Here is a 16,031-nt window from a genome sequence, read left to right as displayed (position 1 = left end):
TTTGCGGACCCACCAGCTCTACATAAGGAGGTTCCTCGGACGTGGAAGCTATCGTTTTTCTGCTTTCGCGCATCGGCGTGCTGGTCGTCCTGTGGTTTTTCATTTGGATGACGCTTCGCACCCTGCGTACAGAAACAACAGGCTCGGCTCCGCTGCGCCCACTTCGGCAGGCCAGCAGTGCTCCGGCCAAGCGTTTCCAGCGCTCGCAGACTCCACATCAGCTCCTTGTCACCTCCGGGCCGCTGGCGGGTTCGCGCATGAACCTAAACAACCAACGCGACATCACTATTGGCCGTTCAGAGTCGAATGCCTTCGTCCTCAACGATGACTTCGCCTCGGGCCAGCACGCTCGCGTCATCAACCGCGACGGCATCTGGTACCTGGAAGACCTGGACTCCCGCAATGGCACATTCCTCAATGGCCAGCGCGTGGAACAGCCGGAACGCCTGGCTTCGGGTATGGAATTTCGTATTGGCCGTACAACTTTGAGGTTGCAACCATGAGTCTTGCTCTGAATTACACGGCCCGCTCTGACCGCGGCCTCATCCGACAGAACAACGAGGACTCCGCCTATGCGGGTTCGCGTCTGCTCGCGCTTGCCGACGGCATGGGTGGCCACGCCGCCGGAGAAATCGCATCTCAGCTGATGATTGCGGCCGTCTCTCGGCTGGACAATGATCAGCCCGGCCCCGATTTGCTCGAGTCCCTGCGCAGCGCCTGCATGGAGGGCAATAACTCCATCGCGGATGAAATTGAGCAGAACCCCTCTACGCAAGGCATGGGCACTACGCTGACTGCTCTGCTTTTCGACGGTACCCGCCTGGGCATGTGCCATGTCGGTGACTCGCGTGGCTATCTGCTGCGCGACGGGGAGCTCATCCGCATTACCCGGGATGACACCTATGTGCAGTCCCTGGTGGATGAGGGCAATCTCACCGAAGAAGAAGCGGCAATTCACCCTCAGCGCTCACTGATTTTGAAGGCTCTCACCGGTCGCCCGGTGGAGCCTACTTTGTCTTATCGCGATGTTCACGAGGGCGATCGCTACCTGCTGTGCTCGGATGGTCTATCCGATCCAGTGTCCGCGGACACCATCAAGGATGTGCTCTCGGAGGGCACTCCGGACGAGGCCGCTACCAAGCTCATTGACTACGCGTTGAAGTCCGGTGGTCCGGATAACATCACCGTGGTGGTTGCCGATGTTGTCGATTCGTCGGCACGCACGCCTTACGAGCCCGCCCTGGCCGGTGCCCTACAGAGTGCGGAGGAGGAACTCCCCCGCCCCAATACGTCAGCGGGACGCGCGGCGGCACTCCGCCCGCGGAAGTCGCAGGAAATTGCAGTGACTTCGGCGCCGGAGAAGAAAGCTTCCAAGGGCAAGTGGCTAGTTATTTCTGTGGTGCTGGTGCTGGTGGCCGGGTTGGTCGGCCTTGGTATTTGGGGCTGGCAGAAGAAGGAGTCGATGTACCATCTCGCGGTGGTCGACGGGCAGGTGCAGCTGATGCACGGCGTGCCCGGCAGTTTGCTGGGCTTCGATCTGCAAGAGCCACATCAGTTCATCTGTTTGACCGATGACAACAAAGTTCAGCTTCCTCCGGCTGGGACGGCGAAGGAGAAGGTCGACTGCCACATCATGACGCCGGAAGATCTCTCACCGGCGGCACGCAATTCGCTGGAAGGTCTGCCGGCTGATTCCTACGACGGTGTCAGCGACCAGATTGGCCGTTTGGCGGAGTCGGCACTGCCGGTATGTCTGTCCGTTTCCGACGATGACAAGAAGGATGAAAAGCTGGGCTCGAAGCCAGGAGTCAACTGTAGGCAGGTGCGAAAATGAGTGAAACTACCACGAAGCGACAGCTTCGGATGAAGGAAATGCTCCTGCTGCTGCTGTCGGCAGGATTGTTGCTTTTGGCACTAATTTCACTGGAACTGGCTCAGGGCAACTCTCTGACCGCAGATGTCTTTTACATCATTGGCGGATTCTTTGTGATCTTTGCAGTGGCGCATATCGCGCTGACCTTTGTGGCGCCCAACGCCGATCAGGTGATGCTGCCGGTTGCAGCAACGCTCAATGCCTTGGGGCTGGTGATGATTCACCGCCTCGACCTGGCCAATGACACCTCGTTGGTGCGCAACCAGATCATGTGGACCGTACTCAGTGTCGCACTGTTTATCGGCGTGATCGTCCTGCTGCGCAACCATCACTCGCTGTCGCAGTACTCGTATCTGCTGGGTCTCGGCGGCTTGATTCTGTTGGCGCTACCGCTGGTGTGGCCGTCGTCGATTAATGCTGATGCCCGCATCTGGATTTCCATCGGCCCGTTCTCCATGCAGCCGGGTGAGTTTGCCAAGGTCATGCTGCTGATCTTCTTTGCTCAGCTGCTGGTGAATAAGCGCTCGCTGTTCAATGTGGCGGGCAAGCGTTTCCTGGGCATTGATTTCCCGCGTGTTCGCGACCTGGGTCCGATTCTGCTGATCTGGGGCATCGCTACCGTCATCATGGCTCTGCAGAATGACTTTGGCCCGGCGCTGGTGCTCTTCGGCACTGTGCTGGCAATGCTCTACGCTGCCACCGGTCGTGGTTCCTGGCTGATCATCGGCATGGTGCTGGTGACCGTCGGCGTTGTCGGTGTCTACATGGTTTCGGACAAGATTCAGGCGCGAGTCACGCATTTCCTGGATCCGTTGGGCTCCTACGACGAGGGTGGCTACCAGCTCTCCCAGGGTCTGTTCGGCATGAGCTGGGGTGGCATCGGTGGCACCGGTCTGGGCCAGGGCTACCCACAGAACATTCCGGTGGCACACTCTGACTTCATCCTCTCGGCCTTTGGTGAGGAGCTCGGTTTTACCGGCCTGAGTGCCATCATCCTGCTGTTCGCGATTCTGATTTCCCGCGGTATTTCGGCGAGCTTGGCGGTACGTGATTCCTTTGGCAAGCTGCTGGCGGCCGGTGTCGCATTCTCGATGGCCATTCAGCTGTTCGTGGTTGCAGCCGGTGTTTCCAAGCTGATGCCGCTGACCGGTCTGACTACTCCGTTCATGTCAGCCGGTGGTTCCTCACTGCTGGCCAGCTACATCATGTTGGCCATCGTGCTGCGCGTCTCTGACGAGGCCAACCGCCCCTGGGGTATTCCAAGCAACCCTTCGGGCCTCAACGACAATGCCACCGCATCTCAGGAGGTGAACCAGTAGATGAATAAAACCATTCGCCAAATCTTTGTTGTCGTTCTCGGACTCTTCGTTCTTCTACTGGCGAACCTGACCTACATCCAGGGCTTCCAGCAGGATAAGTACGCCCACAATCCGCTGAATAGCCGCCAGTTCCTGGAGGAAAAGTCCAAACCTCGCGGCCAAATCACCACTGACGGCGACATTCTGGCCCACTCGGTCAAGGGCGAGAGCGGCTTCTATGACCGCAGCTACGACACCGACCCGGAGGCATATGCCGCGGTGGTCGGATACCTGTCGGACATCTACGGCTCCGCCGGTATCGAACGCTCTCAGAACGAGATCTTGAACGGCAGCGACCCTTCGCTGTTTACCTCCCGCGCCCTCGACATGGTCACGGGCAAGGAACCCTCTGGGGCCTCCACGGAGCTGACGCTGTTGCCGAACGCTCAGCGGACTGCGTACCAACAACTCGCTGAACGCGGCTACGTCGGCTCCGCCGTCGCCATTCGCCCATCGACGGGTGAAATTCTCGCGATGGCCTCCACACCGTCGTTCAACCCGAATGACATCGCCGCCGGCGACGAGAGTACCTGGCAGTCCCTCAATAACAATGAGGGCGCACCGCTGCTCAACCACGCCACTCAGCGTCCGCTGCCGCCGGGTTCCACTTTCAAGGTGTTGACCACGGTCACGGCACTGGAGCAAGGCGCTTCCCCGGACACCTCGGTCACTGGCGCACCGCAGATTACGCTGCCGGATACCACCACTACGTTGGAGAACTACGGTGGCTCGACCTGTGGTGGGGCTACTACAACTCTCCGCCAGGCTTTCGCGCAGTCCTGTAATACGGCATTCGCTGAGCTCGGTATGCAGTACGGGGCCGATGCGCTCAAGGACGTCGCTAAGCGATTCGGCATCGGTGAGACCCACGATGACGCGGGCCTGCCGATTCAGCCCTCCGCTGTCGGTGATATTCCGGATCAGTCCTCGCTGGGTCAGACCTCCATTGGTCAGCGCGACGTGTCTTTCACGCCGCTGGACAACGCCATCATCGCCGCCACGATTGCCAACGGCGGCGTGCGCATGGAACCCCAGATCATCAAATCGGTGCGCGGTGCCGACCTCTCCGAAATCAAGTCCTTTAAGCCGATTGAAGCCGGCGAGGCGATTTCGCCGGAGGTCGCGGAGACCGTAACTGAGCTGATGCGCGGCTCCGAGTCGCACTCGGGCGGTAACGGTTCGCGTATTGCCTCCAAGACCGGTACCGCGGAACACGGTGCTGTCCGCGGCGAGTACGCACCGCACGTCTGGTACATCGCCTTCGCGCCGGACTCCGATGTCGCCGTGGCTGTCGTCGTGGAAAACGGTGGCGGCCAGGGCCAGGGCGCTACCGGCGCCTCCGTTGCTGCCCCGATTGGCCGTGCACTCATTGACGCGGTCGAACAGGCGGGTCGATAAGCATGGATGCCCACCAAGTTCAAGACATCGTTGGCGACCGATATCACGTTCGCCGTCTGCTCGGCCGTGGCGGCATGTCCACCGTCTGGCTTGCCGACGACGCCACCAGCGGCGAACTGGTTGCAATCAAACTTCTGAACCAGGAGTACTCGGACAACTACGAGTTCCGGCAGCGTTTCCAGAACGAAGCCGCCGCTGCGCGCAGCGTCAACAGCCCAAACGTGGTGAAGATTGTCACCTACGAGGAAGGCGACATCGGCAGCCACGGCGCGTGTTACATCGTCATGGAGTACATCCGTGGCGAATCTCTGTCGCAGGTGCTGCAGCGACGTCGCACCCTGCCAGAGCACCTGATGCTCGACGTGCTAGAGCAGACTGCACACGGCCTGTCGGCAATTCACGCTGCGAACCTTGTCCACCGCGACATTAAGCCGGGCAACCTCCTGGTGACGCCGGAGGGCACCGTGAAGATTACCGACTTTGGCATTGCCAAAGCCGCTGAAGCGGTGCCTCTGACGCGTACCGGCATGGTCGTCGGTACCGCGCAGTATGTCTCACCGGAGCAGGCACAGGGCAAACAGGTGAGTCCGGCGACAGACATCTACTCGCTTGGCTGTGTCGCCTACGAAATGGTGGCCGGCGCCCGGCCCTTCCAGGGCGACTCCACCGTCGCGGTTGCCGTGGCACACATCAACGAGGCACCACCTGCGTTGGCGCCGACGGTCAATCCGCATATCCGCGAACTTATCGGCATTATGCTGCGCAAGGATCCGCAGCGTCGCTATGCCGATGGCCGTGAGCTGGCACAGGCTGTTTTGCGAGTGCGCGCGGGGCACCGCCCACCACAGCCGCGTGGTGTGACCCCAACGGTGCACCGTCAATCCAACGCTGCCAACCCGGCGACCACCGAACTCGGTGCCATGACGCGACCGCCCATGCCGGTGTCGCAGCCACCGCAGCAACCGCAGCGGCCACCGCAGCAACCCGCCCGACAGCGTAAGCCGGCAAAGAAGCGCAGCGGCTGCGGTTGTGGCTGCGGCAGCATTGTGCTGTTGGTGCTGCTAGTGTTGCTGGCCGGTGCTATCGCGGTCGTCTATTCGCTGTCGACTACCGGTTCACTGCCAACCATTCCGAACTTGGAGCAGTACATTCCGAACCAGTCACAGCAGCAGACCACAGAGGAAAACACCGACCCCAACGACGGTTCTGGTTACGGTTGGTCGGGCGACAATTCCGGTAACTGGGGAAATAACGACGGCGGCAACTCTGGTGAAAACTACGGCGGCAACAATGACGGTGCCTCTGACAGCTCCACTGAGCAGGACACCAGCGAGACCGCTCCGGATACGTCCGAACCGACTCAGGATTCGGGCAACGACAGTGGCGACAACAGTGGCGACGACTCCAGTGGCGGTGGTCTACCCGGTATTCAATTGCCCTTGGGAAATGACTCCGGTAATACCTTGGGGACTCCAGATGCACAGTAATATTCAGGTACAAGATGTTTTGGTGGAAATCCTTCCGAAGGGACTGACGAACAATGTCTGGCAATGACGATCTCCTCTCCGGCCGTTATCGGCTCGGCGAGCTCATTGGCGTTGGCGGCATGTCCGATGTCTACCGCGCTGAAGATACTGTTCTCGGTCGCTCTGTCGCGGTCAAGATGATGAGGGCCGACCTTGCCAGGGATGAGAACTTCCTCGCAAGGTTCCGTCGTGAAGCGAAAAACTCAGCGCTGCTGAATCACCCGTCGATCGTGTCGGTGTACGACACCGGCGAGACGGATAGCCCGATGGGGCGCGTGCCTTTCATTGTCATGGAGCTGATTCAGGGCGAGACCCTGCGTGATCTTGTTCGTCGTGAGGGGCGGCTCGACCCGAAGAAAGCCGCATCGATCATGGCATCGGTGTGTGATGCGCTGACGGCATCCCACCATGCGGGCATTATTCACCGTGACATCAAGCCGGCGAACATCATGCTGACCAACACCGGCAAGGTGAAGGTGATGGACTTCGGCATCGCTCGCGCGCTCGGTGATTCCACCACGATGACGCAGACTGCGGCGGTGCTGGGTACCGCGCAATACCTCTCGCCGGAGCAGGCGCGCGGTAAGACCGCCGACGCCCGTTCCGATATCTACGCTGTCGGCTGCGTACTTTTCGAGGCCGTCACGGGCGCCCCGCCGTTCACCGGCGAAACCCCTCTTTCTGTCGCTTACCAGCACGTTCAGGACCAGCCGCCGCGGCCTTCGGGGAAGCTCAACACCGACCCAAACACGGCTCAGGCCCTCGACGCGGTGCTTCTGACCGCGATGGCCAAGGATCCGATGGAGCGCTACGACTCTGCAGAGGACTTCGCCCAGGATTTGCGTCGTCTTGCACGCGGCGAGGATCCGTTGGCGCTGGCGCACCACGGCGCGCATGACGACGATGCGAAGACCACCGAATTCCTTCCGGCAGCTCCATCGGATGCTGAGACCCGGGTGACCCCTGCACAGCAGGCAACTCCGGCCCCGGCCCCTGTCCCTGCTCCGGAACCGGAGAGAGCAGCTGCCCAACCGGAAGCCCCTGCTCAGATTGCTAACACTGACGAGCCTGAGAAAAAGAAGGGTGGCGCAGGAAAGACTGTCGCACTGGCGGCTGCTGCGCTGGTCGCTCTTGGCGGTGTCGGCTACGGCGCCTACCAGCTTTTCAACTCGTCCACCGAGGTCGAGACCGTTGCCATTCCGCAGGTCGAGGGCCTAAATGTCAATGAGGCGACGCAGGTTCTCGAGCAGGCTGGTTTCGTGGTCAACCGCGTCGACGAGCCGAACCCAGATGTGCCCCGAGACACGGTGATTGCCACCGAACCGGGCGTCGGATCGGGGTTGCCGCAGGGATCTCGTATCAAGCTGCGCGTATCTTCGGGCCCAGAGTTGACCAATGTGCCGGATGTACGCGACAAACAGGCCGAGGAAGCTCGCCGCCTACTCGAGGAGGCGGGGCTTGTCGTCAATCCGAAGCTGCAAGAGGAACCGAGTGAGGACGTTCCGCGCGGCAATGTCATCGAGCAGTCTCCAGCTGCCGGTTCTCAGGTGTCGAAGGGAACCCGTGTAACTTTGACTGTCTCCTCCGGTATCGAGACCAAGACTGTTCCGGATGTCACTGGTCAGAGGTTGGATTCCGCCCGCACGACCCTCGAGTCCGCTGGTTTCGTTGTCGAGGTGGTGGAGGTTGACTCCACTGAGGAACAGGGAACCGTTGTTGAGGTTCCCCAGAAGGGCACGGAGCTCACCGTCGGAACGACTGTCGAGCTGCACGTTTCGCGCGGCAACCAAATTAAGATGCCACGAGTTGAGGGCCAGACTCTCCGCGATGCGGAGAAGGCACTCACCGATGCCGGCTTCGAGGGAACTATCCGCACCGAGGAAGTCACCACGCTGGATCTGTCCAAGGTCGACCACGTGGAGAAAGCCAACCCGTCGGCCGGATCCAAGCTCAACAAGGACGGCGAGGTCACCCTACGCGTCTACCGGCTGGGGGTCGCCCCGGAGAGCTCTTCAGAGGAACGGCCTGCTCCGGAACCTCCCATAAGGCTGCCGGATCTGCTGCCTAACTAGCGGCTAGTGTGCCAGCACGTCTGAGAAGGCGCGCTGGTACACCGCCTGCTGCTCTTCCAACTCCGCCAGGAGTTCCTCGGTGTACTCGCCGCCGGCCAGTCGCAGCCAATTGACCAGCATGCGGTGCCCGTACTGGGTGAGTACCGACTCCGGGTGGTACTGCACGCCGTGAATCGGCAGGTCGCGGTGGCGCATCGCCATCAGCATGCCCGAATCGGTGAATGCCGTGGCAATGAGTTCCTCCGGCAACGTCTTCGGATCCACCGTCAACGAGTGGTAGCGCGTGGCAATAAAAGGACTGGGCACATCGGCCAGAACACCCGTGCCGTCATGAGTGACCGGGGAGGTCTTGCCGTGCAACAGCTCGTCGGCACGCACGACCTGCGCACCAAAGACCTCACCAATCGCCTGGTGACCCAAGCACACACCCAACACCGGTGTCGGCTCGTCCTGCCTGCTCACCGCGCGAATAATGTCCTCTGTCCATCCCGCATTGGACGGCTCACCGGGACCGGGCGACAGTAGGATTGCATCAAATTGCTTTACGACGTCGTCAACATCGCGGAGACGCGCATCATCATTGCGCCAGACAGTAACCGTTTCGCCGAGCTGGCCTATGTACTGGACCAGATTGAATACGAAGCTGTCATAGTTATCGACGACGAGAATCTGCATAACTGGGAATTCTACTGCCTGCGAACTTCACTGGTAAGTTCGGATGCAAAGTTTACAATTATGCATATACCGCGGGAGTGTAGATACCGCGCTGATCGCAACCTGCTGACCACAACCTAAGGAGTTTAAAGCGCTATGCCTAAGGCAAAGATTGAAAGCACTAATTCACCACAATCCGGTGGCTCCTCTGTCAGCCGTACCCCGGTCAAAATCAATAGCACTCAGACACCGGTGTGGTACAAGGTGCTGATGTTCGGGTTCATGCTGATTGGTTTGGGCTGGCTGCTGGTCAACTACATCGCGGGTCCGCATATTCCGTTCATGGTGACTTTGAACGCATGGAACTACGTCATCGGCTTTGGTCTTTTCATTGTTGGTCTGCTGATGACTATGGGTTGGCGTTAGTCAGCTCTAATACACCGCACTCCTCAGGCGCATCCATTATTGGATGCGCCTTTTTCATGCCTAAAAACCCAGGTCAATTCACCCCCGTCAATACCCCCGTTTCCCACACGTTTTTCGGCGAATGAGGATTTCCCTCCTACTGATCACGCAAAAAAGTTATCCACAGAAACCTGTGTAACAATCATGTAATTTGTGGATAACTGTGGAGAGATTTCGTCCCAAATTTCTCACGGGTTACGTGACAGAAACCGTAAAGCATGACAACTTTGGTTCTATCCCCTGTGTCCACAGTATCCACAGCCTGTGGATAACTCTGTGAACAAGTAACATAGTTGCAAGTCAAGTTATGCGTAACTCCAATATTCTGCGGAGTTCGACCACTTTCGAACGCTGGTTCGTAAATTACAAGAATGGAATTATCCACACATGTGCACAAGTCTGTGGACAACTGTGAATTGTTGTAATTTGTGAAAATTGGGACCCGTAACGTGCTTCTTGGCCCGTGTTCACCTAGGTGAACAGTGGAGTATTTTGTCCACAGGGCTGTGGACATGTGGAGAATTAACACGATGTGCTACTACCCCCACTACCCCTAAACACAACATTGAAGTTACGGGCCGTCGTAAAGCGAAAATGGGCATGAAAAAACCCGCCCGGAACAACCGGACGGGTTAAAGAGCGTAGAAGCTAGCGGATTACTTCTCGATGTCGATGGAGGTAATCACGACCGGCTCCAGCGGGCGATCCCAGTGATCCGTAGCCACACGAGCGATCTCGTCGACAACCTTCTTCGAGGCGTCATCAGCGACCTCACCGAAGATGGTGTGAGCGCCATTGAGGTGCGGGGTCGGAACAACGGTGATGAAGAACTGGGAACCGTTGGTGCCACGACCGCCGCGCTTGCCGGCGTTTGCCATAGCGAGCAGGTACGGACGATCGAACTGGAGCTCCGGGTGGATCTCATCGTCGAACATGTAGCCCGGGCCGCCGGTGCCGGTGCCCAGCGGGTCACCACCCTGAATCATGAATCCAGCGATGATGCGGTGGAAGATGGCCTCATCGTAGAACGGGCCGGACTCGGTGCCAGAGGCGTTCTGCCCCTTGTACTCCTTGGTGCCTTCTGCCAGGCCGATGAAGTTGTCGACGGTATTCGGCGCGTGGTTGCCGAACAGGTCAATCACGATATCGCCATGGTTGGTGTGCACAGTTGCAGTAGCAGTCTTAATAGTCACATTCCTTAGGATACCGACCTTGGTGGCCAATTGCTCCTACTGGTGAGTTTCTCCGTGGCAGAAACCAGCGAAAACGTTTCTCAAGATAAGGAAAAGAGTTCTTCGTTGACCCCCATGGAGGCCAAATAGTGCCTAAGCTGGAATGTGAGCCTGCTGCAAATATTTCGGCGCTAGGCCTATCTGGGCCCTAGCTCTTGGACTTAGAAGCATCTTGGTCTCAGAGGCACTGGCGCCGCAGCAGTATTAATCATTGATTGAGAATTAAAGGCGATGCCTGTTGGCGACGCACTAATAAAGGAGAGTCATGAACCCCAACGCAATCTCGCTGGCTGTCAAGGGACTGAAGTCCGCTTACGACAGCTACTCGGATTACCGGGACAAGAAGGCTGCAGAGCTCTACGACACGATGCAGGAGGCTAAGAAGGTGGCAGCTGCACAGAACGAGGCAGCAAAGGACGCAGCAACCAATTGGGCGGAAGACGTTAAGGAAAAGGTTTCCGACGCCCGCGATCAGCTCGCTGAGCAGGCCGAAGAACTGACCGGCAAGGTTGAGACGAAGTCCAAGGAGACCAAGAAGCAGGCTAAGAAGGCTGCGAAGCAGGCCGAGAAGGACGCTAAGCGCAAGGGCAAGAAGACCCGTTGCAAGGCTCGCTGCGAGGCTAAGAAGGCTGAAAAGAAGGCCAAGAAGGCTCGCAAGGACCTCGAGGTGCGTACCCAGAAGGCTATCGACAAGGTAACCGGTAAGGAAGAGCAGCGCGCCAAGAACGGTCGCATCGCAACCGCTTCCCTGGTCTTCGCTGTTGTTGCAGCAATCGTCGGTGTCATTGTTTGGAAGCTGCGCAAGGACGACAAGCTCCCGGTTGACCCAGCTCCGTACCAGCAGAAGGCCCAGGAAGTTAAGCACAAGGTCGAAGAGAAGGCCGCAGAGGTCAAGGAGACCGTTGAAGAGAAGGCTTCCGAGGCTAAGGAAAAGGCTGAAGAGGTAAAGGGCAAGGCAGCCGACAAGGCCGACGAGGCCAAGGACAAGGCTGCTGAGGCCAAGGAGACCACTGAGGAGAAGGCCGCAGAGGCTTCCAAGCAGGCTCAAATCAAGGTCGACGAGGTCAAGACCGAGAAGAAGAACGCTGACGACGCTAAGAAGATCTCTTCCAAGCCGTCCAAGCCGGCTCCGAAGCCGGGTCAGGCTCGCAAGAAGTAAATAGGCGGCTAGATGTACTGCTCGGGGACGTTGATCAATCGTGAGAACGGCGGCTGGTTGTCGCAGGCCGTGTGCGGGCGGTGCTGGTTGTACTGGTGCAGCCAATCCGGCAGGGCGTCGCGTCGTTCTTGCTCGCTGGTGTAGCAGCGGGCGTAGGCCCACCCGTCGGCCATGGTCCGGTGGAAGCGCTCTACCTTGCCGTTGGTCTGCGGCCGGTACGGACGCGTCCGCTTCGGGGTGATCGAGAGGGCCTCGCAGGTGTCCCGCCACAGGTGCGAGCGATAGGCGCCACCGTTGTCGGACAGCACCCGCTCCACGGCGACGCCGCGATCGGCAAACCACGCCACAGCCCGATGCAGGACCCCGACCGCGGTGACGGCGGTCTCGTCGTCGTGGACCTCGGTGTACGCGACGCGGGAGTGGTCGTCAATGACGGTGTGCACGAACGCGTACCCGAGCCTGGGGTTGTGCCACTTGCTCTTCGGCTTACCCGGTGTCGCCGTTCGGTTGTGGTCGCCCTGGCGGCGGCCGACGTAGCGCCAGCCGCCGCCGTCGGGGATGTTCCCGAGCTTCTTCACGTCCACGTGGACCAGGGAGCCGGGGTGGGGGTGTTCGTACCGGCGGATCGGTTCGCCAGTCTCGCGGTCCATGTAGGAGAGCCGGTTCAGTCGGGCACCGGCCAAGATGCGGTGGACGGTCGAGGGCGCGATGCCGAGTCGGGCGGCGAGCTGCACGGGGCCCTCACGCAGCCGTATCCGCAGGCTGACGCACCGCTTCGTCGTCGCCTTGTCCGTCTTGTTCGGTGAGGTCTTCGGCCGGGACGAGCGATCCTGCATCGACTCGCCGGCGCGATAGCGGTCGACCCACCTCTTCACGGTCGGCCAGGAGACCTGGAAGCGGGCGGCGACTTCGCTGATGGGCCAACCGTCGTCGACGACGAGCTGGGCCACCTTGAGCCGGTGGCGAGGTGTCAGGGTGGCGTTGGCGTGCATCACTCCTCACCTGCTGCGACGGGCGTCGTCCGCGGCGTTCGGAGTTGCCCCAGGACTGCAAGGAGGATCGTCGTGGCGAGCGGCACGAGTCCGGCGGCGATGAACAAGCTGGCAGCGGCGATGTGTCGGCTGAGGAGTCCGGTGAGTGCGATGGACAGTGGCATGAAGGCGATGGAGATGAAGAAGTCGAGGCTGGCGACTCGGCCGAGCATCTCCAGCGGTACGTGTTCCTGCAGGACCGTGCCCCAGATGACCATCCCGACTCCGATCGACGCACCGTAGACCGCCAGTCCGGCGCTGATGATCCACGGATTGTTGGTGAGTGCGGGGATGGCCAGTGGAAGGCAGCCGAGTACCCATGCGCCGACCATTACGGGCAGGAAGTGTGAGGGGGTGGGCCATGAGCCGGCGACGAGGGAACCCACCAGGCCGCCGACGCCCAGAACTCCGAGGACGACTCCGTACACAGCCGGACCGTTGTCATGGGTCGAGCGTATGACCGCGGGCAGGAGAACTTCCAGCGGACCGGTCACGGCCAGGCCCATGGCGGCCGCCAACAGCACGCTGGAGCGAACCCAGCGCGTGCGGGCGACGTAGCCGAACCCGTCGAGCAGGTCCCGCAGCGCAGAGGTGGCCGGAGCTTCGGCGTCGGTCTCGGCTGAGCAAGGGGCAGGAAGCCGCAGGGCGGCGATCAGGGCGAGTCCGAGCGCGCCGGCGATGAGGTACCCGCCCGCGGCGGGCATGCTGGCACCGATGACCGCTCCGACGGCGGCGGGCGCAATTGCCTGTCCGACCAACGGGCGGGCGGCGCCTTCGAGGCCGTTGACGGCCATTAAGTCGTCGCCGTCCACCAGGACTGGCACCAGCGCCGTGTAGGCGGGGAAGAAGAATGCGGTTGAAGTGCCAATGATGAACGCGGAGACCGCGAGCATCCAGAAGGTGACAATGTCGAGGATTGCTGCCGTGGACGTCGCGGTCGCGATGGTGAGGTTCAGGGTGAGCACGCTCACGATGACGGACTTATTGGGGAACCGGTCTGCGATTACGCCAGCTGGGAGGGATCCTGCAAGCAGGCCAATGCCGCTCCAGACTACGACACCCGACAGGGCGGCTGGCGTGGCGCCCAGGTCGAGGGTCTGCATGGCAAGGTAGAGGGCCCAGGCACCCTGGGCGAAGATGGTCAGCACCATCGCTGCGAACAGCTGACGGTACGTGGGGATGGTCAAGGGGTGAAGCGGGTTCATGGCATGTCCTTCAGGTCAAGGTTCAGGTGGGGCCAGTCGGCCAGGTCGTGGAGCATCTGACGGTCATGCGTGGCAACGATCACCGCGCAGGAGGTCTGCAGCAGCTCGGTGGTGATGTCGTCGACGAGGCTCGATGACAGATGGTTGGTGGGCTCGTCCAGGAGCAGCAGGTCTGGATCCTGGGCCAGACACATGGCCAGGTGGAGACGGCGTTGCTGTCCTTGCGACAAGCGCCCCACCGGCGTGCCGGTTGCGGAGGCTTCGAGCAGCCCGAGCGAGCCGAGGGACGGCGCCTGAGCTCGACGGCCTAGCTTCGCCAGGTAGGCCTCATAGACCTCGTGTGCGGGGCTGGAGCGGTCCCAGTCGGGGACCTCTTGGGACAGCAGAGCGATGCGCGCTCTCGGATTAACTCGCACATGTCCCGTGGTGGGGGCCAGCCGCCCTGCGAGAAGTGCCAACAGGGTGGATTTTCCCGCGCCGTTCGGTCCGGTGACCACCAACCGGTCACCGCCGTTCACGTCGACCGAAACCGGAGCGTCCAATCGGCCCTTCACAGTAACCTGGGTGGCGTTCATGATGCTCTGTCCGGCACGGGTTGCCGAGGCGGGCCACGCAAGACGCAGTGGCGGCGCCGGGACGCCGATTTCATGACTTTTCAGGTCTTCGATACGTCGGTTGAAGGCTTGGACCACTCCAGCAGCGCGTGTGGCACGTTGGTGCTTGCCTGTGCCCTTTTCAGGTCTCCATCCACCCTGGGACAGGCGGGAGCGTGCGTCGGCGGCGGCGCGGGTCAGTTCCTGATGCCGGGCGACCTGGGCGGCATGGTCTTGCTCCCAGGCGGCCCGTTCTCGTTGCCGCCCTTCGATCCAGCCCTCGTAACCGCCCGCGTAGGTGCGCGGAAGGCCATCGCGGGTCGGGTCGAGGTCCAGGAAGCTGGTCGCCACGTCGCGCAGCAGGGCGCGGTCGTGGCTGACTAAGGCCAGGCCACCGGGGTGGTCCCGCAGGCGCTCAGTCAGGAAGGACAGCCCTGCAGCGTCCAGGTGGTTGGTGGGCTCGTCCAGCAGCAACAGGTCAGGGGTCGATCCGAGGGCGACCGCCAGCCGTACCCGGTACCGCTGGCCGACCGACAAGGTCGACAGGACCCGATCGCGGTCGCTACAGGCGTTCAGGCCCGCCAGGGCGATGTCAACACGGCGGTCTGCATCCCAGGCGTCCAGCCGCGTGGCCGCCTCGAGTGCGGCGGAATAAGCGTCGGCCGCGTCATCGCCCGCGGCCAGCGCCGCGGTAGCCACGTCGAGGGCCTGCAGAGCGGCCCTGGATGGGGCGGTCGCCTCGGCAATGAGGTCACCGACCGTGCGATCGCCCTCGGTGGCCATGTCCTGCTTGACCAGGACGAGGGAACCCACCCGGGTCACCACTCCCGAGTCGGGTTTCAAGATCCCCGCCAGTATATGGAGCAAGGTGGTCTTGCCCCGGCCGTTGTCGCCGACGATCGCCAGTCGCGACCCGGTGGAGACGGTGACGTCAGTCCCACTCAGCAGCGGCCTGTCGCCGAGTGTCAGGTGGAGTGATTCAGCGCGGATGTGTGCAGCGGGCCCTTGGGATGTCCCGATCCAGGCACATGATCGTAAAGGTTCTGTGGTTGGCATTGCGTACTTTCAGCTCGTCATGGAGCCGGGCACCACGAAGCGGCCGCCCGGCAGATGGCCAGGACGGCAGACGAGAGGTCATAAGGGGTCCCGCCGCCGTCAGCGGACGGAACGCAGCTTCATCGAGGCGATGCCTGAGTACATGCGGCCGAGGATACAGAGCCCGGGCGATGCCACGCAAGTCAACTAACGTCCCCGGTCAGTACAGCTAGATAGCCAAAAGCCTTTTCACGCCCGATTGTTCTGTGCAGTTGATGCGCAGGCGGTCGGGCGTTTTTGGTTAAGCAGCAAACCTGACAACTTCAGAAAGACGGGCTGCAAATGTGAAACTGTGCAAGTTTATGACAGTTTCAAGCCATTTTTCACGCCATTTTTGTCATAAACGCAGTCAGTAACTCGGCGTTCTTGC

At 60.8% G+C, this 16,031-nt stretch carries 13 protein-coding genes; 8 read left to right on the top strand and 5 right to left on the bottom strand.

Features of this window, described 5'->3' with window-relative positions; genetic code table 11:
* The first annotated feature begins 41 nt into the window (after positions 1-41).
* From CRD18_RS07780 to pknB, 6 genes are read left to right on the top strand one after another with little or no spacing between them, the layout of a single operon-like run.
* Complete coding sequence (locus CRD18_RS07780) at positions 42-503, top strand: FHA domain-containing protein (RefSeq protein WP_016421758.1); 462 nt, start codon at positions 42-44, stop codon at positions 501-503.
* Complete coding sequence (locus CRD18_RS07775) at positions 500-1,834, top strand: PP2C family serine/threonine-protein phosphatase (protein ID WP_070604847.1); 1,335 nt, start codon at positions 500-502, stop codon at positions 1,832-1,834. The genes CRD18_RS07780 and CRD18_RS07775 overlap by 4 nt, the downstream gene beginning before the upstream one ends.
* Positions 1,831-3,192 (top strand): FtsW/RodA/SpoVE family cell cycle protein, encoded by a 1,362-nt coding sequence (locus CRD18_RS07770; RefSeq protein ID WP_016421756.1) that lies wholly within the window; start codon positions 1,831-1,833, stop codon positions 3,190-3,192. The genes CRD18_RS07775 and CRD18_RS07770 overlap by 4 nt, the downstream gene beginning before the upstream one ends.
* Positions 3,193-4,629, top strand: coding sequence for a penicillin-binding transpeptidase domain-containing protein (locus tag CRD18_RS07765; protein WP_016421755.1), 1,437 nt, complete (start codon positions 3,193-3,195; stop codon positions 4,627-4,629).
* A gap of 2 nt (positions 4,630-4,631) precedes the next feature.
* A complete protein-coding gene (locus CRD18_RS07760; protein ID WP_070604844.1) occupies positions 4,632-6,116 on the top strand; it encodes a serine/threonine-protein kinase in 1,485 nt (494 codons plus the stop codon).
* A gap of 53 nt (positions 6,117-6,169) precedes the next feature.
* Positions 6,170-8,227 carry a Stk1 family PASTA domain-containing Ser/Thr kinase gene (pknB, locus tag CRD18_RS07755; RefSeq protein WP_070566452.1) on the top strand — a complete coding sequence of 686 codons (2,058 nt, stop codon included), beginning with the start codon at positions 6,170-6,172 and terminating at the stop codon, positions 8,225-8,227.
* Positions 8,228-8,230: 3 nt separating this feature from the next.
* Here the strand turns inward: pknB and CRD18_RS07750 are convergent, their stop codons facing one another.
* Positions 8,231-8,902, bottom strand: coding sequence for an aminodeoxychorismate/anthranilate synthase component II (locus CRD18_RS07750; RefSeq protein WP_048731900.1), 672 nt, complete (start codon positions 8,900-8,902; stop codon positions 8,231-8,233).
* Between the two features lie 135 nt (positions 8,903-9,037).
* Between CRD18_RS07750 and crgA the strand changes: the two genes are divergently transcribed.
* A complete protein-coding gene (gene crgA, locus CRD18_RS07745) occupies positions 9,038-9,307 on the top strand; it encodes a cell division protein CrgA (protein WP_005511903.1) in 270 nt (89 codons plus the stop codon).
* Positions 9,308-10,002: 695 nt separating this feature from the next.
* Here crgA and CRD18_RS07740 read toward each other — a convergent pair.
* On the bottom strand, positions 10,003-10,539 hold the full coding sequence (locus tag CRD18_RS07740; RefSeq protein WP_369707163.1) for a peptidylprolyl isomerase: 537 nt from the start codon (positions 10,537-10,539) through the stop codon (positions 10,003-10,005).
* A 304-nt stretch (positions 10,540-10,843) separates the two neighbouring features.
* Between CRD18_RS07740 and CRD18_RS07735 the strand changes: the two genes are divergently transcribed.
* The gene (locus CRD18_RS07735; protein WP_049193113.1) at positions 10,844-11,737 is read left to right on the top strand and encodes a hypothetical protein; all 894 of its coding nucleotides are present in this window, start codon (positions 10,844-10,846) and stop codon (positions 11,735-11,737) included.
* 8 nt (positions 11,738-11,745) lie between these two features.
* Here the strand turns inward: CRD18_RS07735 and CRD18_RS07730 are convergent, their stop codons facing one another.
* The 3 genes from CRD18_RS07730 to CRD18_RS07720 are packed head-to-tail and all read right to left on the bottom strand — an operon-like array spanning position 11,746 to position 15,622.
* Positions 11,746-12,732, bottom strand: a complete 987-nt coding sequence (locus CRD18_RS07730) for an IS481 family transposase (protein ID WP_049193111.1) — start codon at positions 12,730-12,732, stop codon at positions 11,746-11,748.
* Entirely contained in the window at positions 12,729-13,973 is a 1,245-nt protein-coding gene (locus CRD18_RS07725; RefSeq protein WP_049193110.1) for an MFS transporter, read from the bottom strand. Before CRD18_RS07725 ends, CRD18_RS07730 begins: the two co-directional genes overlap by 4 nt.
* Positions 13,970-15,622, bottom strand: coding sequence for an ABC-F family ATP-binding cassette domain-containing protein (locus CRD18_RS07720; protein ID WP_049193109.1), 1,653 nt, complete (start codon positions 15,620-15,622; stop codon positions 13,970-13,972). The genes CRD18_RS07725 and CRD18_RS07720 overlap by 4 nt, the downstream gene beginning before the upstream one ends.
* Between the last annotated feature and the right edge of the window lie 409 nt (positions 15,623-16,031).

Origin of the sequence: Corynebacterium sp. LK31 (genome assembly GCF_014335015.1) — a bacterium.
GTDB classification, from domain to species: domain Bacteria; phylum Actinomycetota; class Actinomycetes; order Mycobacteriales; family Mycobacteriaceae; genus Corynebacterium; species Corynebacterium jeikeium_D.
Note: the sequence above shows the minus strand (reverse complement) of the source record. Positions and strands in the feature narration are given on the sequence as shown.

Coding starts and splice junctions, on each gene's coding strand:
- CRD18_RS07765 (WP_016421755.1), top strand. CDS start 3,193: ATGAATAAAACCATTCGCCAAATCTTTGTTGTCGTTCTCGGACTCTTC.
- CRD18_RS07720 (WP_049193109.1), bottom strand. CDS start 15,622: ATGCCAACCACAGAACCTTTACGATCATGTGCCTGGATCGGGACATCC.
- CRD18_RS07760 (WP_070604844.1), top strand. CDS start 4,632: ATGGATGCCCACCAAGTTCAAGACATCGTTGGCGACCGATATCACGTT.
- pknB (WP_070566452.1), top strand. CDS start 6,170: ATGTCTGGCAATGACGATCTCCTCTCCGGCCGTTATCGGCTCGGCGAG.
- crgA (WP_005511903.1), top strand. CDS start 9,038: ATGCCTAAGGCAAAGATTGAAAGCACTAATTCACCACAATCCGGTGGC.
- CRD18_RS07775 (WP_070604847.1), top strand. CDS start 500: ATGAGTCTTGCTCTGAATTACACGGCCCGCTCTGACCGCGGCCTCATC.
- CRD18_RS07770 (WP_016421756.1), top strand. CDS start 1,831: ATGAGTGAAACTACCACGAAGCGACAGCTTCGGATGAAGGAAATGCTC.
- CRD18_RS07735 (WP_049193113.1), top strand. CDS start 10,844: ATGAACCCCAACGCAATCTCGCTGGCTGTCAAGGGACTGAAGTCCGCT.
- CRD18_RS07725 (WP_049193110.1), bottom strand. CDS start 13,973: ATGAACCCGCTTCACCCCTTGACCATCCCCACGTACCGTCAGCTGTTC.
- CRD18_RS07750 (WP_048731900.1), bottom strand. CDS start 8,902: ATGCAGATTCTCGTCGTCGATAACTATGACAGCTTCGTATTCAATCTG.